Annotated in this window: 15 protein-coding genes and 2 pseudogenes; 5 read left to right on the top strand and 12 right to left on the bottom strand. The window is 40.6% G+C overall.

The genetic code is table 11. From position 1 onward, the window contains the following. Positions 1 to 286, top strand: a pseudogene (locus tag OTG27_RS07920) (NAD(P)/FAD-dependent oxidoreductase); the annotation flags it as partial. A gap of 54 nt (positions 287 to 340) precedes the next feature. On the opposite strand, the gene chbG reads toward OTG27_RS07920, so the two are convergent. Genes chbG through OTG27_RS07945 form a run of 5 tightly spaced genes read right to left on the bottom strand, consistent with a single transcriptional unit; the run spans position 341 to position 4,436 of the window. Then, positions 341 to 1,072, bottom strand: a complete 732-nt coding sequence (gene chbG, locus OTG27_RS07925) for a chitin disaccharide deacetylase (protein ID WP_268936680.1) — start codon at positions 1,070 to 1,072, stop codon at positions 341 to 343. After that, positions 1,069 to 2,412: a 6-phospho-beta-glucosidase gene (locus OTG27_RS07930; RefSeq protein WP_098865156.1), complete on the bottom strand. Its 1,344-nt coding sequence runs from the start codon at positions 2,410 to 2,412 to the stop codon at positions 1,069 to 1,071. Before OTG27_RS07930 ends, chbG begins: the two co-directional genes overlap by 4 nt. After that, a complete protein-coding gene (locus OTG27_RS07935; RefSeq protein ID WP_095678825.1) occupies positions 2,409 to 2,756 on the bottom strand; it encodes a PTS sugar transporter subunit IIA in 348 nt (115 codons plus the stop codon). Before OTG27_RS07935 ends, OTG27_RS07930 begins: the two co-directional genes overlap by 4 nt. Before the next feature lie 17 nt (positions 2,757 to 2,773). Then, the gene (locus tag OTG27_RS07940; RefSeq protein WP_048684683.1) at positions 2,774 to 4,123 is read right to left on the bottom strand and encodes a PTS sugar transporter subunit IIC; all 1,350 of its coding nucleotides are present in this window, start codon (positions 4,121 to 4,123) and stop codon (positions 2,774 to 2,776) included. A gap of 4 nt (positions 4,124 to 4,127) precedes the next feature. Next, positions 4,128 to 4,436: a PTS sugar transporter subunit IIB gene (locus OTG27_RS07945; protein ID WP_063576866.1), complete on the bottom strand. Its 309-nt coding sequence runs from the start codon at positions 4,434 to 4,436 to the stop codon at positions 4,128 to 4,130. Positions 4,437 to 4,720: 284 nt separating this feature from the next. Between OTG27_RS07945 and OTG27_RS07950 the strand changes: the two genes are divergently transcribed. Both OTG27_RS07950 and asnB read left to right on the top strand, forming a co-directional pair. Then, complete coding sequence (locus OTG27_RS07950; protein ID WP_057278475.1) at positions 4,721 to 5,437, top strand: GntR family transcriptional regulator; 717 nt, start codon at positions 4,721 to 4,723, stop codon at positions 5,435 to 5,437. A 398-nt stretch (positions 5,438 to 5,835) separates the two neighbouring features. Beyond that, positions 5,836 to 7,719 (top strand): asparagine synthase (glutamine-hydrolyzing), encoded by a 1,884-nt coding sequence (gene asnB, locus OTG27_RS07955; protein ID WP_268936681.1) that lies wholly within the window; start codon positions 5,836 to 5,838, stop codon positions 7,717 to 7,719. Between the two features lie 534 nt (positions 7,720 to 8,253). On the opposite strand, the gene OTG27_RS07960 is transcribed toward asnB, so the two are convergent. After that, complete coding sequence (locus tag OTG27_RS07960; protein ID WP_145504997.1) at positions 8,254 to 8,988, bottom strand: alpha/beta family hydrolase; 735 nt, start codon at positions 8,986 to 8,988, stop codon at positions 8,254 to 8,256. A gap of 472 nt (positions 8,989 to 9,460) precedes the next feature. Between OTG27_RS07960 and OTG27_RS07965 the strand changes: the two genes are divergently transcribed. After that, positions 9,461 to 10,126 (top strand): hypothetical protein, encoded by a 666-nt coding sequence (locus OTG27_RS07965; RefSeq protein WP_268936682.1) that lies wholly within the window; start codon positions 9,461 to 9,463, stop codon positions 10,124 to 10,126. 182 nt (positions 10,127 to 10,308) lie between these two features. On the opposite strand, the gene OTG27_RS07970 is transcribed toward OTG27_RS07965, so the two are convergent. The 4 genes and pseudogenes from OTG27_RS07970 to OTG27_RS07985 form a co-directional block, all read right to left on the bottom strand. Continuing rightward, on the bottom strand, positions 10,309 to 10,917 hold the full coding sequence (locus OTG27_RS07970) for a methyltransferase (protein WP_098184623.1): 609 nt from the start codon (positions 10,915 to 10,917) through the stop codon (positions 10,309 to 10,311). A gap of 110 nt (positions 10,918 to 11,027) precedes the next feature. After that, positions 11,028 to 11,806 (bottom strand): annotated as a pseudogene (locus OTG27_RS26670) (SDR family NAD(P)-dependent oxidoreductase). A gap of 216 nt (positions 11,807 to 12,022) precedes the next feature. Further along, complete coding sequence (locus tag OTG27_RS07980) at positions 12,023 to 12,388, bottom strand: PqqD family protein (protein WP_268936683.1); 366 nt, start codon at positions 12,386 to 12,388, stop codon at positions 12,023 to 12,025. Next, positions 12,378 to 14,270 carry an OPT family oligopeptide transporter gene (locus OTG27_RS07985; protein WP_063576869.1) on the bottom strand — a complete coding sequence of 631 codons (1,893 nt, stop codon included), beginning with the start codon at positions 14,268 to 14,270 and terminating at the stop codon, positions 12,378 to 12,380. Before OTG27_RS07985 ends, OTG27_RS07980 begins: the two co-directional genes overlap by 11 nt. A gap of 332 nt (positions 14,271 to 14,602) precedes the next feature. On the opposite strand from OTG27_RS07985, the gene OTG27_RS07990 reads away from it, so the two are divergent. Then, positions 14,603 to 15,256: a cupin domain-containing protein gene (locus tag OTG27_RS07990; RefSeq protein ID WP_268936684.1), complete on the top strand. Its 654-nt coding sequence runs from the start codon at positions 14,603 to 14,605 to the stop codon at positions 15,254 to 15,256. Positions 15,257 to 15,999: 743 nt separating this feature from the next. Here the strand turns inward: OTG27_RS07990 and OTG27_RS07995 are convergent. Together OTG27_RS07995 and mutL are read right to left on the bottom strand one after the other, a co-directional pair. After that, on the bottom strand, positions 16,000 to 18,732 hold the full coding sequence (locus tag OTG27_RS07995) for a peptidase G2 autoproteolytic cleavage domain-containing protein (RefSeq protein WP_268936685.1): 2,733 nt from the start codon (positions 18,730 to 18,732) through the stop codon (positions 16,000 to 16,002). A gap of 890 nt (positions 18,733 to 19,622) precedes the next feature. Then, positions 19,623 to 21,563 carry a DNA mismatch repair endonuclease MutL gene (mutL, locus tag OTG27_RS08000; protein WP_063576870.1) on the bottom strand — a complete coding sequence of 647 codons (1,941 nt, stop codon included), beginning with the start codon at positions 21,561 to 21,563 and terminating at the stop codon, positions 19,623 to 19,625. Between the last annotated feature and the right edge of the window lie 4 nt (positions 21,564 to 21,567).

The raw sequence follows: 21,567 nt of genomic DNA on the forward strand, positions 1-21,567 counted from the left end.
GTTCCCTCCAGAAGGCGGCCGTCCATATGCTCCTACTGCACAAAATGCTTGGCAAATGGGTGAGCTCGTTGGATACAACCTATATGCAGCATTTGAAGGCAAGAAACTTGAAGAATTCTCACCTGTAAACTCAGGTACACTTGCGAGCCTTGGCCGTAAGGATGCGGTGGCAACCGTTGGGGCCAATAACACGTCCCTTAAAGGCCTTCCGGCTACATTGATGAAAGAAGCAAGTAATGTTCGTTACCTATCACACATCAAAGCCCTATTCAGCCTGGCTTATTAATTTTAACAATAAAAGAGGACCATTCATCTTTTGATGAATGGTCCTCTTTTGAAATCAAATCTTTACTTGGTTGATGCTGAATCTAAGGGAAAATCCCTCAGGTAATTTAGCCTTTGTCAATATTCTGGTTTCTTTCAAGCGTATATCATTATAAGAGGAGACCTCCATCAATTCTTCATCCATATATGCAGGATGGGTCATTATTTCCACACTCTCCCCATCCATTACTCTCCCTTTCAAGTTTTGAAAGTAATCTTCAACCACCATTTCTCCATAAAAATCATCCAGGAAAACATCTGTAACGGTTTGAATCCCTGCAAGGTGGCTTCCGGCATTACGGACTGGCAATCCATATTTAACTGACAGCTTTTTAATAACCGGTAGAAATGCTTTGATCCCGTGTACATGATGGTGGCTATCGAAATGAGTCGGGAATAGGCCAAATTCCAAAAATCTTTCGATTTGCGCTGACCACTCCCTCTCCAATTCGCCCAAGGAAATGCCGGCAGGATCCCCATATACCGTACCTTGCTTCTTAAAGAAACCAGATTCGTCAACCAAACTCGGAACATCACTCAACAAAGGTTTACCCCATGTCAGGACTAAGTGAATACCTACCTTCAACGAGGGTGTTTTCTTGGAGATTTCAATCGCATGCTCCGTTGCTTTCGCATTCATCATGATTGTTGCCGAATTGACAATTCCATATTTGTGGCTATCCAAAATCCCATAATTCACCGCTTTAGTTAACCCAAAATCATCTGCATTTACAAGGACTTCAATCATGATAAATTATCCTGCAACTCCTTTTTTTCAAAAAACTGCGGCAAATAATCTTTATGTGCCTCCAGCATTTCGTCCAAGATAAGTTTTGCAACCCGGTCGCTTGGAACGAGTGGATTGATCGTCATGGCAAGCAACGCAGTATCATAGTCCCCCGAAATTGCAGCTTCGATGGCTACCCTTTCAAAGGATTTGATTTGCTGAATTAATCCGCGGACAGCGACAGGAAGCTCTCCTACATTGATTGGTTTAGGTCCATCCTTAGTTATCACGCAACTGGTTTCAATCGCCGATCCGTACGGGATGCCTTCAATTGCACCATGGTTGACCGTATTCACCGCTTGAATATCTCGCTTATCCGTATGCATCGAGCAAATCAACCGCACAGCCGCATCACTGTAGTACGCACCTCCGCGCTCTTCAAGCTGCGGCGGCTTGATAGCCAGATCCTGGTCTTTGTATAGCTCGAATAAACCTGCTTCAAGTCTTTGAACGACCTCTGCGCGTGTTTCCCCTTTTTCCGCATCCTTCAATTCTTGGGCCAGCACATCACCCGTTTTATAATAGTAATTATGGTATGGACACGGAAACAGGTTCAACGCTCTAAGGAATTCCGGCTCCCAGCCCATTGCATGGATATTCTTCATCGTGACAGCTTTAGCTGGATCAGTAATCAACTGGATGATTTGATCTTTGACACTCTCGCCATCAACGAATACATCCAAGCCGTAAACCATATGGTTTAACCCAGCAAAGTCGATACGGACCCTTGATGGTTCTACCCCCATCAAATCCGCAACACCTCGTTCCATCCCAATCGGCACATTGCAGAGTCCGATGATTTTGGAAATATTACTGTGACGCAGAACTGCTTCCGTTACCATTCCTGCAGGATTCGTGAAGTTAATCAGCCATGCTTCCGGACATAATTCCTCCATCTCATGAGCAATATCCAGAATGACGGGAATCGTTCTAAAGGCCTTGAAAAGCCCGCCTGGTCCATTCGTCTCCTGTCCGATCACTCCGTGTTTCAATGGAATCTTTTCATCAAGAGCCCTGGCTGCGAGCTGGCCAACCCGCAGCTGGGTTGTTACATAATCAGCACCTTTAAGCGCTTTCTTCCTATCCAGCGTGAGATGGACTTCAATATTCACACCAGCCTTTTCAATCATCCTTCTTGCCAAATTCCCGACAATTTCAAGCTTTTCCTTTCCGGCTTCGATGTCCACGAGCCAAATTTCACTCACAGGAAGTTCTTCATGATATTTGATGAAACCTTCGATCAGTTCAGGCGTATAGCTCGAACCTCCGCCAATCGTGACGATCTTCAACCCCTTGCTCATTCAGCAGTCCTCTCCTTCACAGCATCTGCATGTAAGAATTCTTCGCGTAGATCGATCATTTCAATTGCAAGATCCTTCATAGTCATCGCTGTCATTAAATGATCTTGTGCATGCACCAGGATAATCGGAAGATCAAAAGAGTCCCCGCCTGCCTCAGCATGGATTAATTGGGTTTGGTATTTATGGGCTTGCAGTAATTCCGTTTCCGCCTCGGCGATTTTCAAACGGGCAGAATCAAAATCCTTCTTCTTTGCCTCCTGCAACGCTTCCATTGCAAAGCTTCTCGCATTCCCGCTATATAAAATCAATTGAAAGGATAGCTGGTATAATTCTTCTTTTTCCACTTTTCATCACTACTTTCTTAAAGGCTTAGCGTTTCTGAATCTTTTGTAAGCTTTGTTTCATTTTTTGTGTCTATCTTCACTTGAGCATAAACGAATGGTAAATAAATCGCTGTTGAAATGACTAAGTTGATTGCAGCCAAGACCGCTCCAGACACATGCCCGCCTGTGGCCAGGAATCCACCCACAATTGGAGGGGTTACCCATGGAATCTTGGCAACGATCGGGAAAACCATTCCGCTGCTTACTGCGATATAAGATATCACCGTTGTAATTACCGGGCCTAGAACAAATGGGATGAACCACATTGGATTCAGAACGATAGGCAATCCGAAAAGAATGGGTTCGTTTATCTGGAACACTCCTGGCGCCCCTCCGAGTGCAATCATCTGTTTATACCGTTTCCGACCGGCGATGATCATTGCAATGATAAGGCCCAATGTTGCACCAGATCCGCCTAAATATACAAATGCATCCAGGAAAGAACCCGCCAATACGCCGTATTGGTCCATGTCTTTGACGCCTTTTGCATATAAATCGATATTTTTCACTCCCGAACTTTCAAAGAGCGGTGTCGTTATCCCGCCAAGGATATTAGGTCCATGCAAACCGATCATCCATAATAAATGAACAAGAAAAACTAGTAAAATAGCGAATGGCAATGAATCTACTGCACTTTGTAACGGAGATACAATCACTTTACTCAGCCAGTCATTCAGTACCTGCCCATCCGTAGCTTTACGGAATAGCAGTCCGAATACGCCAGCGATAAAGATTGTTGCCATACCCGGCACTAACTTTGCAAATGAACGGGCTACCGCTGGAGGTACTCCATCTGGAAGCTTGATGACTAAATATTTTACCCGGGAAAGTCTCACGAAGATTTCAGTCGCTATTAAGGCAACGACAATTCCTGTAAATAGGGCTGTAGCATTAAAATAGTTTACGCTTACAAAACCCCATGCCCCGCCAGTAACATCCTTATCATCGATGGTTAAAGTTACATTTCCGATTTGAGGCAATAGTAAGAAGAAACAGGCTGCGGATACCAGCATCGCTTCAAAACCATCGTCACCGTATGATCGTGCCAATTTATAAGAAATGCCGAATACAGCAAATACCGTCATGAATGCAAAGGTTCCAAACCAAATATCACCGCCGAGCGTATTCCATGCTGGACCGAAGATGGCCTCCATCATTCTTCCGTATGGCTTGATGACTTGCCCTAGATTATTAAACAGGACGGCGAATGACCCGATCATTGTAATCGCTATCATTCCAATCAATGCGTCACGAATTGCAAGCAAATGCCGGTTATTTCCTACCTTTACCGCCCCAGGCATAATATACTTATCAATAAAAGTCATCATATCCTTATTCTCCTTTTATTAAAGTAGTGGCTTGCTTTAGCACTTCTTCACCATTACATAGTCCATAGAACATCGGATTGATGGTTGCGACTGGAATTCCCTTTTCTTTCCCCGCTTCCTGTAGCTTGGAAAGAAGATATCTAACCTGCGGCCCTAATAAAATAACATCGGCCTTATCTATTTCATTGTTAACTTCTGTAGAACCAACTGCCCATATATGACACTCTACCCCTTGGTTTTTAGCACTTTCCTCCATCTTGGTAACTAATAAACTAGTAGACATCCCTGCAGAACAACATAATAAGATATTCATTGAAATTACCCCCCTTTTTAATGATTGATTATTCAGTATTTTCAAGTGAGTTGAAACCGTTTTCTTTCTTATAAATAACCGATGTTACTTTTTTATCACTTCCCTTGAATGAAATGGGTATTATTGCCTCCATACATACATTGTAGTTACAAATCGAAAAAATATCAACACAAATTTAAATTTGTTACTACAAATTTGTGAATTAAAGTTGATTATTGTACTTATCCGAGATAATCTATATGTATATATTGGGAATGAGCATAGGAGGAATCACTGTGGAGACCATGAATAAAGAAGCGGCATTGCATTCCATAGTTAAGGAATCGATTATCGATCTCATAAAAAATGGCGAATATCAAACAAATACAAAATTACCGACTGAGGCTGAATTTTGTAAAATATACGGGGTAAGCAGGACAACAGTTCGCACGGCCTTACAGCAATTGAACGTCGAAGGCTATATTTACCGTGTCCAAGGCAAAGGTACTTTCGTTTCGGAGAATAAAGTGAAGCAATTTCTTACAAGCACGGTTGAAAAATTCTCTGAGCAAGTCACGATGCAAGGTAAAAATCCTTCAACAAAGGTCATTAGCTTAAAGGTGATTGAAGCAAACGCTACCCTTGCCAAGCTTTTCAAACAAAATATTGGAGACCCCGTAAATAAACTGGAACGGATACGTTACGTAAACGATATCCCCCTTCAATATGAAATTGCCTTTCTCCCTTGGTATAAAACACCCGGGCTTAATATCGAAGCCTGTGAAAAATCACTCTTTAAAGTACTTGAGACACAATTCAATTTAAAAGTAAAAAAAACGGTCGAACACTTGGAGTTTTCACTTGCCGACGATTCCATTTCTGACAAGTTGGACGTACCGAACGGCTCACCTTGTTTTTCATTGGAAACTTACACATATGAGAATGACGGATCGGTCATTGAATTCTCTAAAACTCTCTTTAGAGGCGATCGTGCTCACTTTGTCATCGAGCGGAACTATTGAAATAAGACGGATGCCTTATTAATTAAGGCATCATAGTCTGAAGACAAACTCGATTTTTTTTAGTGTTTGTAAGATTGGAACGTTGAATTCCACACCAGGGCCCCCCTCCAATCAACTGGAACGTTTTTTTAATAAAAACTGCATGCAAACTTAATTTTCTTTAGAGGCAATCATAACGATTGCCTCTTTTTGTTGCGCATCTTATATATTTTTACATAATTACAAATACATTCATTTTATGAGTAAAATTGACAAATATATCATAATCACCTAATCTAGAAGACTAGGAGATTCCATTCTATTTACATTGGCATTCAACTTTGTACCTATTTTTTGAAAATATTAATAAAAGATATTAGGAAATCTCTTACTATTAATTAATTAGGCAGGTGGATTTTATGTGCGGTTTTGTTGGATGTATTCACGAATATCCGAAAGCCATAAATTCAAATATGAAAGAAACGATTCAGAAGATGAACACGATCATTACCCATAGGGGGCCGGATGATGAAGGATATTTCTTTGATGAATTTGTGAATTTTGGATTTAGGAGATTAAGCATAATCGATATAGATAATGGAAACCAACCCCTTTCATATGAAAATGAAAGATATTGGATCATTTTCAATGGCGAAATCTATAATTATATTGAACTAAGAAAAGAACTCATTGATGAAGGATATGAGTTTACGACAGATTCTGATACGGAAGTAATATTGGCCCTCTTTAGTAGCCAAAAAGAGCAAACTGTCCAGAAATTGCGAGGCATGTTCTCTTTTGTCATTTGGGATAAAATCGAGCTAAAGCTTTTTGGTGCAAGGGACCACTTTGGAATCAAGCCTTTTTTCTATTGTGAGCAAGATGATGTTACTTATTTTGCATCAGAAAAAAAGAGTATTTTGACAGCCATGAATGACGAGCTGGATGTGAATTCATTACAGCATTTTCTTAGTTTTCAATATGTTCCCGAACCAGCGACCCTATCCAAGAATATTGAAAAGTTATTACCTGGACATTACTTCACTAAAGAACCAGGAAAGAAAATGGATATAAAAAGGTTCTGGAAACCTATTTTTCACCCTTCCAATATAGACGATTCAAAGGTCCTAAAAGAAATACAAGACACTCTGATGGATTCCGTAAACGTCCATATGAGAAGTGATGTTCCAGTTGGATCTTTTTTATCGGGCGGGATTGATTCATCATTTATCTGCTCCATCGCAAAAGAGATTAACCCTAAGATCAAAACTTTTTCTGTTGGGTTCGAAAGAGATGGATATAGTGAAATAAACGTTGCACAGGAAACAGCAGCCGCTCTTAATGTAGAAAATATAAGTTATATCATTAGTCCTGAAGAATTCTTGGCGGAACTGCCGAAGATCATCTGGCATATGGATGACCCTTTAGCGGACCCCGCTGCCGTTCCACTATATTTTGTCGCCCGGGAAGCTAAAAAACACGTCAAGGTCGCTTTGTCCGGTGAGGGGGCAGATGAGTTATTCGGCGGATATAATATATACCGGGAGCCCCATTCCCTGCGCATGTTTTCCTATTTTCCAACATCATTGAACAAAGTGTTGAAGGCGATTTCCTCTGTTTTGCCAGAAGGTGTTAGAGGAAAGAGTTTTATAGAGCGTGGAGTGACACCTTTAGAAAACCGATATATCGGGAACGCAAACATATTCGGCGAGAAAGAGAAAAAACGACTACTTGTGAATTATCACAACGGACTAGAAAATGAGAAAGTGACAAATCCCATCTATTCAAGTTCTTTAGGGTATGATCCTATAACCCAAATGCAAAACATTGATATTCAAACTTGGCTAAAAGGTGATATTTTATTGAAGGCAGATAGAATGTCCATGGCGAATTCTTTAGAGGTGAGAGTTCCCTTTTTGGATAAATGCGTTTTCAATACGGCTTCAAAACTTAATATGGATCAAAAAGTGAGAAATGGAACGACCAAATACATGCTCCGAAAAGCTGCCCGCGGGATAGTGCCGGAACATGTATGGAGCAGAAAAAAGCTAGGCTTTCCTGTTCCGATACGACATTGGCTGAAGGATGAGTTATACGATTGGGCAGTAAGGTTAATCCAGGAAAGCCCGACTGACTACCTTTTTAATAAAGCGCAAATTATAGAATTACTTGAAAACCATGTAAATAATAAAGCGGACAACAGCCGGAAGCTCTGGACCATTTTGACGTTTATGACCTGGCATCAAATTTATATAGAAAAACGATATGAGCCCCAAAAGAATTTACAATATGTTGTAAATTAAACATCCATTAAAAAAGGGAATATTGCTTAAGTGCTTATTAAGCATAAATTAAACTTAGTCCGATTTGGCGCGGCTCTTTAATCCCGAAGGACTTTTGCGATAAACTGAACCCCGTCATAACGGGGGTTCAGACTGTAGACAAACTCGATGAAAATCGAGTTTGTCTATTTTTCGCTTGTACAATTTGGACGTTAATTGGAACGTAGGGCACTCGCTTTCCGCGGGCGGTCGGCCCTCTGCTCTCGCCTGCGGGGTCTCCCCTAGACGCGCTTTTCTAAGCAGGAGTCTCGAACACCCGCTCCAATCAACTTCGGCTTACCTTTTAGATAGAACACTTTTGCCTAGAGTCATTTTTGCTTTAATATAGAAGTATTAAAACTTGAGGTGATGAGGATGCTTTCTAAACATGATTCTATTCAACGAGATCGACTTGAAGTAATTACTTTAGATCAACTGGTTCTTTTGTCTTTCTTTCCAAGTCAAAATATATTTCGGTATTAAAATGCCCTCAATTTTGAGGGCATTTAATAAGGCTTAATCCCCATTCTGATTAAGCCATTTTTTTGTGACAGCTATCATCTCTTCTTGTTGTTTCTTAGCTGAGATAGTCGCTTCATTATCTCCCTTTTGCTTTCCGTATACACCAAATTGACCGTGGTTTCCTCCCGCTATCTTATGCATGTTTGCCTCTTTAGATAGTAAGTGCTTTGTCTTCATAATCTTCTCTACTGTAGATAGCCCGTCATGTTCTGCATATAACGATAGCATAGGAACTTTCATTTTTGAAAAGTCATTCGAGTCACTGGGATATGAACCGAGGAGGATAATCCCTTCCACCTCTTTTGAATTTTCATAAGCATATGCGGAGGCGGCTACTCCTCCTAACGAGTGTCCAGCAACATACCATTTCTCCACTTCTGGATATGTACCTTTAGCTTCCGTCGCTTTATTTTTATCAAACAAAGCGAAATTGAACCTCACATTTGGGATAACGACTGTATATCCCTCTTTTGATAATTCTTTTGCATAATATCCGTATGCTTCCGGCTCAACCTTGGCACCTGGATACAGGACAATGCCCACTTTCTTGTTTTTTGTTGGTTCGAATGTGACAAACCCATTTTCCTTTTTTATATCCCCCTTTCCAACTAACGCATACAATTCATCTGATGGTTTGTATGTTTGTTCTGACCATATATAAAAGGCGCCGAAAGCGATAATCATTAATAGAATTATACTAACGAGAATATATTTAATGACTTTTTTCATTTTATACCTCACTATCCCTAAAATTTATTTCTAAGTACTTTTACTAACGCACATGATACTGGTATTGCTCTTCATTTCCTTATGGGCTATATAAAACGAACATTACGTCTAACTTCCTTCTCTTTTGAATATCTTATGTCATTTTCCTCATGTAGACGGATAAGTCATCTCTACTTAGTCTAAAAAAGAAACAAGACTCGGAAGGATCTGGTTATAATCGCCATTTATGATAATTTTTGATGCAATGCTTCCATCCTTGTTTAAATATAAAGTTTCTTATGTAGACCTTTGATACTTTATAAAAAGCACATATAAAGCCTACCCATTATATTCTCCGAATAGGTATTTCCAATCTTTCCTGAATTTGAATTTCACAATAAACTAAAATTATATTTAAATGGGTACTTTTATTTAAAGTTGATATGTTTTGTTCTATTATAGTACGGAAAAAACAATATAGGGGGTGATGTAGTTGGATACTATTTTATATTTTTGTTATTCAATCGTTTATATGATTCTTTTTATCATGGGAATGGCGTTACTTCGACAGGACCGCAAACTCTTTTCGTATTCAAGCTTTCTTCTTCTAGTTACTTTCGGGCTTATCGTGGATAACTTAATTATTGCCTCGGGAAAGTTCATTGGTGATGGCCCTTTGTTAAAGTCATTAAATGCATTACGTTTCTGGAGTCATGGATTTATCACTCCCACATTGATCTTGTTTGGATGGGAAATGGCAAAAAGAATACATATTCCTTTTACAAAAAAAACGATAACACCCTACTTTTTCCTTTTCCTTACAGCTGGGCTTATCATCTATGAATTTATTGAAAATATGCATAAGACATTTGTACCAATCTACGAGTATGGAGTTTTAAGATATGTTAGTGAGGAATCTTCGGGCCCACCTTTAATGGTGCTTATTGTCACCTTTATATTATTGGTGATTAGCATCTACATATTTATAAGAACACGTTGGATTTGGATGCTTTTAGGGGTTATAGTCATGATAGTTGGAAGTGCCATTCCTATTCCCATAGAAAGTTCGGCTGTTACCAATGCATTTGAATTAATTTTATTATGTTCACTATGGCTTACAAACTATAAACTAGAACCTCGCTCTCCATATACAAAGTGATTCATCCTTAGAAATAAAAGAAAATTAAAAGATAAAAAATGGAATAGGAGCATGCAAAAAAAAAGTAATAAGGATTTTACAATCCGCTTTAAATTAAACACCTTTATTGGCTTCACTCTTTGCACCCAAGCATCCATTAAAGATTGCTTGGGTGTTTTTATCACCGAAAAAACAATATCCATTCAATATAACAATTGGTATATGACGAATTTCTCAAAAGGATTAGATTCAGTCAAGCCAGGTAATATCACTTCGTTTTTCAGCTCGAAAGCGGTTTGATTTTCGAGGAAAAAAATATAATCTTGTGAAGCATAATATAGTATCAGTTCGATTTGGCGCGGTTCTTTTTCAAAGGAAAGCAAAATGTTATTGATGATTTTCATGAAAATCTGTACCGAGAACGGATTAAAGAAATAAAAATGATTGTCCTGCGTATCAATATCATATTCTTCTGCCAAGCAACAGTGGAATTCTATATCGTTTTTGTCGTTTTTCCTTTTTTTCATGTAGCCATTCAGATTCTCGATCGCTTCTTTATAGAAATTTTCATTCATTTCCACGCCAACCACAGATGATTGATAGAAGTGATGGATCAAAAAATTCAAGCGTCCTTTACCGCATCCAAAATCCACAATGCGATCATTTCTTTTCAATGGATATTCTTTTAATAACTGTTCTAATGCGCTGTATGGCGTCGGTTCATATCGATGATAATGCAAAGAATCATTGAATTTTTTTTGTTCACCTTCCGTCCTGATGTTCAGCATTTCATCATAATTTTTTACTTCCATTGTTATATGCACCTGCTTCATGTTTTTTAATAAAGGGCGTCCTAGCTAAAAACCCCGGAAAGTGTTGATCTTATCCAGGGTAATGTTTTGTTATATGAATGTCCAGACAATTAATTGGATTTTGCTCTCGTTACATAATCATTAAAATCAGAGATGCTTGGGTTGGCTATATGATTACCGCCTTCCACTTGGATCGTCTGACTTGTAATGAATTTGGACTCGTCAGATGCAAGGAATAATACGGTATAACCGATATCATCCGCTTCACCATGATATGGCAATGCATTGAATTTGCCAAAAATATCGAGTACGGCCTGAGGCATATTATTTTTCGCTGCAGGAGTTAAAATGAGACTTGGTGCCACTCCATTACAACTAATATGATCTTTACCATACTGTGCAGCGATATAACGAGTCAAATTCACTACACCCGCTTGGACGCACCATATGCGGATCGTACGGAGTCACCTGTAAATCCAGCCATTGAGGCCGTATTTATAATCGAACCTCCTCCAGCTTTAATCATGTGAGGAATCGCAAACCTGCTTCTCAATAGCACACTTTTTAAATTCACGTCCATAAGTCGATTCCATTCTTCCAAATCTAAGTTCACGACATCCAGATCTTTATGCAGATTAGTTAAACCCACATTATTAACGAGTACCGTAACCGTTCCATATTGTTCAATGGTAAAGTCGACTGCTGCCTGTATGGAATCTGCTTGTCCAGCATCCAAAAATACTCCAGCTGCTTCCCCACCTTGTTTTTTAATGTTTTAGGCCGCTTCTTTTGCTCCTGCTTCATTAAAAACAGCAATCACGACTTTTGCGCTTTCTTTAGCCATTAGTGGGGATATGGATAACCCAATGCCTGAAGCTCCACCTGTCACTAACTTTACCTTGTACTCTCCCCATGATAAACCACCTGCGCTTCAAAATGTGAATAGTTTTGTTTTATTAATCATGACTAACAGTACAGAATACAACGCATATAAAGTTATTACAAATAATTATACCTATAGTCTAATTTCATAAAATGCAGATGTGGTAAATTTTGTACCAATACAGAAAAAAGCTGAAGCACCCAGAATTGCTTCAGCTTTTTTTCATTTTTCTTCTTCATCATCCCATATGATCCAATCATGAGCTTCTAGAATTTCCAGGAATTTCATCAGCCTCGGTAAGGCTGGTTCCGCTTCCTCACCAAAATGTTCACTCATCGCTTCAGAGATCTGATTTACATTCCTTTGGAACTCCATCTGTTTAATGGCATATGCTCCAAACTTATCAAGCTTGATTTTACGGACTGATGGCTGTTTTAAGAAACGAATGGTCATTCTTTCCACAAAATTGGTCCTTTGAATGACCAAAAAAGTGGCTTCCGAAGATTCTTGCACCATAGTGACGCGTCTTTCCAAAAGGGGAATCATGGTTAACAGGTTCCTCTTTTTTGATTGGCGTTTACGAAGCATCTTCTTTTTTCCCTTTGCTGGATACGAACCAAAGCAATCCAGCTAGAGCAAGGAATAATAAGAATGGCAGCAAATTGCTGGCTAATTTAGCCGCAGCCGGAACTTGGACACCTGCTGCGATCAATATGGCAATAAGAACACCAATTAATGATTCACCCGCTATTAAACCAGAGGCAAATAATACACCTCTGTCAACCCGTGCTTTAAGCGCTTCTTTTGTTTTCGAGAAGAACTCAACGAAGAATCGAATAAATCCACCGATCATGATTGGTGCACTAGTATGAACCGGCAAGTATATGCCCACTGCAACGACAAGTGAATTCAAACCGAAAAACTCTAATGTAATGGAAATAGCCGCACCGATAAAGATCAGAGTCCAAGGTAAATCTCCCCCTAAAACACCTTCGGCAAGTATTTTCATAAGTGCCGCTTTAGGTGCAGGCAGTTCTGCAGAACCCATCGTATATGCGTTATCCATAAGAACCAGGATAAAACCTATGACAGAAGCGGACGCAACAACACCGATCATCATGGCAACTTGTTGTTTCCATGGTGTTCCGCCGACGATATATCCTGTTTTTAGATCCTGAGAAACATCACCTGAAACCGCAAGCGCTGTACAAATGATTGCAGCGACGGTTAAAGCTGCTACCATTCCAGTCGTACCAGTAAAACCAGTTGCCTTATAGACAATCGCAACAATCAATAGAGTGGCGATCGTCATTCCAGAAACAGGGGAAGACGAACTTCCGACGATTCCAACAACCCTTGAAGCCACTGTCACGAATAAAAATCCAAAAATCGCGATTGCAATCGCACCGATGATTCCTACATCCGTTATAGGTGTGAAAGCAATGATTAAAATTAAGATGATCGTACCCAACCAAACGTATTTAGCCGGTATATCTTGTTCTGTACGGATAGAACCCGATTTTAGTTGTCCTTTATTGGCTTTTACGCCTTTAAGAGTATCAATAACTGAACTGAAAAGTATTGGTAATGTTTTGATCAAAGTGATCAATCCGCCCGTTGCAACGGCACCAGCACCAATATAGCGAATATAATTATCCCAAATTCCCCATGCATCCAATTCACCGATCGGTACATCAGAAGGGAAAATGGCTGTCCCATTGTTTCCGCCAAAAAAGCTGATGGCCGGTATTAAAACGACCCAGGCTAATAAACCCCCACCTAGCATTTGTCCTGCAACACGCGGTCCAATAATGTACCCTACACCCAAAAGGGAAGGAAAGGCATCAAGACCAACCACTGCATTTTTAAAATTCGTGATCCCTGTTTCAACCTCTGTCTTGAAAAGCTTAAATCCATCACCAAGCCCTTTAACAACACCGCCAATTACCAAACCGGCTCCGATTAGCTTGGCGCTTGTACCGCCCTTTTCTCCTGACTTCAGGACCTCGGCACATGCCGTACCTTCTGGATAAGGCAATGTTTCATGCTCCCTTACAATCAAAAGCTGGCGAAGGGGAACCATCATGAAGACCCCTAAAAATCCCCCAGTTAATACTACGAAAATGATGAATGCTTGACTCACGTCCATGTCCCACATGAATAATGCCGGAATGGTAAATACAGCACCGGCACCAATAGCCTCACCTGCCGTGGTCATCGTTTGCACAATATTGTTTTCTAATATTGAATCCCTGCGAAAAACCCCTCTTAATATGGCCATTGAAATTACCGCCGCGGGTATAGAAGCAGAGACAGTTAAACCAATAAGTAGGCCTAAGTATGCATTTGCCGCCCCGAATACGATTGCAAGAATGATCCCTAGAATGATTGCAGTTGCAGTCAATTCCGGTAGAGATTTAGATGCAGAAACGTACGGGACGAATTTACTCTCTTTTGAATTGTTCGACAATTTAGCCACTTCCTATGTTAAACTTTAAAATCACAGAGAACATTATATCACTGTAATTTAAAGTCACGCAATGGGGAAATTCTGCTTATTAAAAGTTTGATTATATCCAATAATCAGATTAGTAGTTTCGGTTATAAAATATATAAAATAATATTGATATAATAACCATGACTAATACGTTACCCGAAGTCACTGTCTATCATTCATTCAATGAAAGTATCATCAGCAACCCTTATCACCTCGATAGGCACATAACCACTGGGTAAGTGCACATTAGAATGAGATTTAACATATCCTGAAAAATCAAGTCTTAAAAAAGGAATGATAAATTCATGGTCTCCTATATGGACTATACTTCACCATCCACACAATTCTTTTTCGATGTCAATAAAAGCAATTTCATGAAAAAAGACAATCAAAACTATATTAACTCATTAGGTGTTAAACAATTAAATACCCTCGAAAATGTTTCATTATTAGATATTTACCTTAGTACAGACAATGTCGTAGAACCGCATTATCACCAAAATGCAGCGGAGCTAGTGTATTGCATTTCTGGAGCGGCAACCGTTTCCTTACTGAATCCATTTACAAAGCAAATTCAAAATTACCCCATTAAACCCGGTCAAGTAGCCAACGTCCCACAAGGTTGGTGGCATTATGAAGTGGCTAATGCTGATAAAACCCACTTGCTCGCCATCTTTAATGCACCAACACCTGAGGTGATCCTCGGTTCAGATATCTTGAAATTGACACCTGCAAATATTATGGCTCATACTTATTGCATGGATGAAAACCAATGGAAAAAAGCAATTGCACCAGTTCAGCCATCAACATTCATCGGTCCGCCAGCCAACTGCCATCGAGCGGCCGAAGAAGACATGCAGCAATATCCTCAATATATTAATCACCATGATAACCAAATGTATACTGCCCCGAATTACAACTATCAATATCAGCCCAATCCCCCATATTATTATTATTGAAGATAGATATCGGGAGCATGATTCCCCCTGTTCGAGGGCCTATACAACTAATAAATCGGAATCGAAAAAGCAATGGAGAACCCTATTACATAAGGGTTCTCCATTGCTTTTAATTACATGATCCGTTTTTCACGCCACATCTTATATTATGTTGGTAACCTAATGTGGTTTATGGGCATTAAAAATCCAGGGTAAGCTTGGATACAATCAGTTATACTTCTCTTTATATTCTACCGAGTTTCTTCTTATAATATAAGAAGTTCTGCCCCCCATCTATAACAGCAGATGATTCATTTCAATTTTGCTGTTGGCTCAGAGCTTTTCTTCTCTAAAGGTACCTACAGATATCAAAGTGTTCAATCCAATTCCATAATTTTCAACTATAATGTTGGAGTTCGGAGAAAATGCTAAAATGGTATCAGAAAGATTAGCACATTCAAAATCAGGACTCTTCAGCAGAAAACTTTACAAAGGCTAACTTTTTACAAAGTGGAAGCTCCCTGTTTTAGTTCAGACTTTAAGAAGGAAGCTGACTGGACTGCAGCCATTGCAGCCTACGATTGAATTAAACAAATTAAAAGTAGCTGCGCAGCTAGTGAAGATTTCCGAATAGATCAAGTGATTTATAATGATGAAGTTGATATTACTGAGTTAGTTAAGAAGGTTAGAACTAAATTTTATTTACTATAAAAAAACAGCCAAGTTATGCGAACAGGCTGGTTTTTTTAAATAGAAAAGGCTTCTTATAACGATAATAATTTTTGTTTTTGAATCTGAAACTCTTCATCTGTTAGAAATCCTTGTTCTTTTAATTTTGCTAATTTTTCTAACTTTTCAACAATATCAATCTCTTTTATTGAAGGAATTGAGTTAAGCAGTATTAATACTTGATTTTGCCCAGTACGTTTCATTACCCTGAAACCTTGATCTGCAGCTGTAGCAATACCTTCTTTAAAAGGACGACAGTAACCGCCTGCCTTACATGTACCGTCATCTCGAACGAGAAGCTTCCCGACTAGTCCTACCGCCACCCATTCAGGTTTTTCTAACCTTGAACCGCATTGGTTGGATGGATCCCACAAAGGATTTAGTTTCTTTCTTGATAGCTCGTGCTCTTCTATTAGAATGTTTCCTTCATTATCAGTTACGTCCGGAATTATGACTTCTTCGTAGACAGGCCGGTTCCATTCATCCAGTAAATATTTACTACATTCAGGGTCTTGAATATCAGCAAGTACAGCAGGATTCGAACTAGTAATTCCTACGATAAAATCATCGAATGAATTCGCTATACGAATTTTTTCAGTTTCCCCGTCAAACGTTACAAAATAACCAACATCAATCGATTTACCGTTGGATGTTTCAAACATTTCAGCAAAGTCACAGGCCACGGGTGCAACGATGTTGGCAGATACATCTCCTTCAAAACAGGCCGATCCATCGTTTAGTATTTTGGCAACGACTCCACCCAACGCACCGTTTACTAGATACCATGAAAAAGGTAAGTCTCCTACAGCTGGTCCACCATTTTGCCCCATTACGTGAACTCCATTCAGACCACTTGCTGTAGTATTCAACCCTTCAGTATGTGAGAAGTCAGCATTTGCAAGCGTTCCTAGTCCTTCAGCATGAGATGCTTGCCCACTGGCAGTTGTATCTGCCCCTTCAGAATGAGAGTAAATCCCATTAGCGGTTGTACCTATACCTTCTGCATGGGAGAAGGCCCCGCTGGCAATTGTATTTGCCCCTTCGGCATGGGCGGAAGGTCCAACGGCGGTAGTCTGAAAACCCTCAGCATGGGAAGCTGATCCACTAGCGGTTGTTCGTTGCCCCTCGGCATGAGCACCAAAGTTTCCAGTTGCAATTGTATTCATTCCTTCTGCATGAGAGAAATCCCCCAAAGCTTGCGGACCAGATTGGGACGTAATATCTTGGGTTCCCCCTTCCGCATGAGCAGCAAAACCACTTGCAGTTGTACCGATGCCTTCCGCATGGGAACTATCTCCACTCGCCAAGTTAGGAGCTGGATTACCCAATGGATCTAAGCCGCCGCCTTCCACATGGGAGGCTCTTCCACTAGCTGTATTACCTTCTCCTTCAGCATGGGACGCATCTCCATTGGCAGTTGTAAACAAACCTTCGCTATGAGAAAATGCTCCGTTGGCAATCGAAGCGCCTTCCGCATGAGAAGTCAATCCAAAAGCTCTTGACTGGCCTTCGGCATGGGACGCAAATCCATTTGCAATTGTATTGACACCTTCCGCATGAGAAACATCTCCGCTTGCAGTTGTACTAATTCCTTCGGCATGGGAAACTATTCCGCTTGCTATTGTAGAGGATCCTTCCGCATGAGCACTATCACCTTGTGCCAAAGTTGTATTGCCTTCGGCATGGGACGCAAATCCACTGGACGTAGTCTGAAATCCTTCGGCATGGGAATCTGTTGCAGTAGCGTTTGTAAGTTGGCCTTCTGCGTGAGAATTAATCCCAATAGCGTTTGTATTGCTACCCTCAGTATGAGAAGCTTCCCCACTTGCGGTTGTACTTTGCCCTTCCGCGTGGGAACGTGGCCCACTGGAGACAGAACCCTCCCCTTCGGCATGGGAGGAATCCCCACCCGCATTTGTTCCTAACCCTTCCGCGTGGGCAGCAAATCCACTCGCATTTGTATTGACACCTTCGGCATGGGAAGCAAGCCCATTGGAGATTGTACTAATCCCTTCCGCATGGGCAGCAGGATTACCGGCAGATGTATCGAAGCCCTCGGCATGAGATGCAGGTCCACTCGCGGTTGTCCCTACGCCTTCTGCGTGAGCACCATCTCCGCTTGCTAAGGTAGGTAATGGATTACCCATTTGATCTACTCCACCCCCTTCAGCATGGGAAGCCCTGCCACTTGCTGTATTCCCTTCTCCTTCCGCATGCGCGTTAACACCGCTGATCGTTGTTTGCGTATTCATTCCTTCTGTGTGCGAATTAGCTCCGGCTGCTGTTGTGTTGTTCCCCTCTGCATGCGATTGAGCTCCAATTGCATTAGTTTCAAAACCTTCCGCATGGGAAGCCATCCCGCTTGCTGTGGTAGAAGATCCCTCTGCATGTGCTGTACCTGCTGTCGCCGCTGTCCGAAACCCTTCCGCATGGGAGGAATTTCCCGTAGCAATTGTTTCACTTCCTTCCGCATGGGAAGTATTTGCAATAGCGTTAGTTAGATATCCCTCCGCGTGGGAGGCAACCCCGCTTGCTATCGTAGTAGATCCCTCTGCATGTGCCGTATCAGCTGTTGTTTCGGTATCATACCCTTCGGTGTGTGAAGCGTTACCACCAGCAGTTGTGGTACTTCCCTCCGCATGAGAAGCAATCCCATTGGCAATTGTATTCATTCCTTCGGCATGGGAGGCTGTCCCATTTGCAGTAGTATTGATTCCTTCCGCTTCAGAACACGCCCCTATTGGATTTTGGTTACATCCATTAGCCATCAACATTCTCCATTCTTATTAAATTTGTTCATATAAAAAACCCTATTATTACGTTATGCATATTTTTTAAAATGGTATAGACAATCTACATTAACTAGTTAGACTATTTAGGATTCTAACTGGATAAATGCGTTGTTAAAATAAGTGGTCTATCACGGAGATCATATTTCGGCATGTTTGGGTTTGGTCTGGCATTTATGCGATTGCGATTATACATAACACGATGGTTCTTACCTAATTTAAAAAGGAGATAAGAAAAGTGAGTATTAATAAAAATAAAGATCTTAAAGTATCAGATTACTTAAGCAAATCTAAAAATGAACCTTTAAGAAAGAAGAATATCCATCATTGAAATAACCGAAATATGTTGATCGTGCCTTTCGTATTCGCATATTTCTAAGTACAACAAATACGTTAAATCCAATTCAACTACAGTTTCAAAACCAACTTATTTTGGAGATTGGAAACGCATTGCTCTTTCCACGTACATTGCCTGTAAGTGAACAATACCGGAAACCATTTTAACAAGCATTCGCCGCTTGGTTTCATCAAGCTATGGAATATTAGCAATCAACTTTCATCGCTTCCTCGTTGAGATTGCTGATACTAAAGTAGGACAGCCTCCATCATCCACTCCTTTCTGGGAAGGCTCCGTTTTTTTACAAATTGAACCCTCAATGTCTTTTCAATTTGGACTACCCATATTAATAGTAAGGGAAGCTAACACTGACACAAATACTGTAATTTGGTCAGGAGGAACTGCCCAACTCAACACATTCAAAAGCTCTAGGAATAAAGAGCATGGACCAATAAATGTGGTCATTTTGTGGTCATTTAACTAAAAAAGCAATGGAAAACCCTATTACATAAGGGTTCTCCATTGCTTTTAATTACATGATTCGTTTGAACATTTTTTCCATTTCATATATGGAATATGAGATGATGATAGGTCTTCCATGAGGGCATGTGAAGGGATCTGTTGTCCGCCTCAGTTCATCCAGTAGTGCTTGGATTTCATCATTGCGCAGGTGACGGTTTGCCTTTATGGAGGCTTTACAGCTCATCATGATGGCTGCTTCTTCGCGCAATTTTTTGATGTCGACCTTTTTCATCGATAGCAATTGTTCGATCATTTCCTCAAGGATTTCCTGTTCAATTCCTTTAGGGAACCATTGTGGATGCGATCGGACAATATAGGCATTATAGCCAAACTCCTCTAAAAAGACGCCGACTTTTTCCAACTCATTCCGATATTCATTTATCCGGATACATTGGTCCGTTGAAAATTCAAGGGTGATGGGGACCAGCATATCCTGTAGCTCGTTTTCAACCCGACCGACTTTTTCTTTAAAGTATTCGTATTTGATCCGTTCCTGGGCAGCATGCTGGTCTATGATATACAAGCCCTTTTCGTTTTGGGCGAAAATATATGTTCCATGCATTTGCCCAATCGGGTACATCGGAGGGATGCGGCTTTCCGGTTCATTCGCCTCGATTTCCTCCTCTTGTTCGACTGTGTAGGTTGTAAACTTTTCAGCTGACTCGAAATATGATTTGCTTTCATCATCTAGTAAGACCGGTACATAGACATCTTCCATTTGCTGCTGTTCAGTGCTATAGATTATTTCCTTTATTGGTTCAAGATTGAAATCTTCATTATGATCCACGTAATTCTTTTGTTCCTGCTTTTCCCGTATCAAGGTATCCTTCAAGAGGGAAGCTTCTTTCTTGGCTTCTTCCAGGACCCGCTTGCCGCTTTCCACAACATGGTCCAATTCCAGAGTGGTTTGCTCACTTTTCACCTGTTCCGGCTTTGCTGCTGGTGTATATCCACTTGGTATTAGAGACATCTTTTTAAACGAAGATTTAATCGTTTCCGATACAAGACTGTACAATTCCTGTTCCTTGCTGAGCCTTACCTCCATTTTGGATGGATGTACATTGACATCGACAAGAATCGGATCCATTTCGATATTCAGCAAAGCGATTGGAAAACGTCCAATTGGAAGAAGTGTATGATACCCATCCAGGATTGCTTTCACGAGCGCATAGTTTTTAATGAAACGCCCGTTTATCATGGTTGAAATGTAATTCCTTGATGCCCGGGTGATCTCGGGCATGACGATATATCCGGATAATTTGAAATCCAAGGAGCTTGCCTGAACCGGAATCATCTTTTTGGCAATATTCGTACCATAGATTGCCGCTAGCACCTGCCTGACATCACCGTTACCATTCGTATGGAGGATACGCTTCTCATTGTGTGTTAACCGTATAGAAACATCCGGATGTGAAAGTGCGAGCCTGTTAGCGACATCCGTAATATTTCCTAGCTCAGTATGAATGGTTTTCATATATTTTAACCGTGCAGGGGTATTAAAAAACAAGTCGGAAACCAGGATATCCGTTCCTTTACGGCTGGATGAAGCCTCAAGTTCCTTAACCAAGCCTCCTTCAAGAAGTATGCGCGTTCCTACCCCTTCGCCAGTGCTGCTTTTCATTTCAAAACGGGAAACTGAAGCAATACTGGGCATGGCTTCACCGCGGAAGCCAAGTGTTCGGATTCGGAAGAGATCATTTTCGTCTTTAATTTTACTAGTGGCGTGACGTTTAAATGCCGCTTCTATGTCATCAGGTAAAATCCCATCGCCATTATCCACGATCCGAATGGAACCAAGTCCAGCCTCCACCAATTCAATCTCTATAATGGTACTGTTTGCATCTATTGCGTTTTCCACAAGTTCCTTAACGACTGAGGCTGGGCGTTCAACAACTTCGCCAGCTGCGATTTTATTAGATAAAGCCTCATCAAGCTGTATGATTTTTCCCATTTTT

It is taken from the genome of Peribacillus sp. AS_2, assembly GCF_026891895.1.
GTDB classification, from domain to species: domain Bacteria; phylum Bacillota; class Bacilli; order Bacillales; family DSM-1321; genus Peribacillus; species Peribacillus frigoritolerans.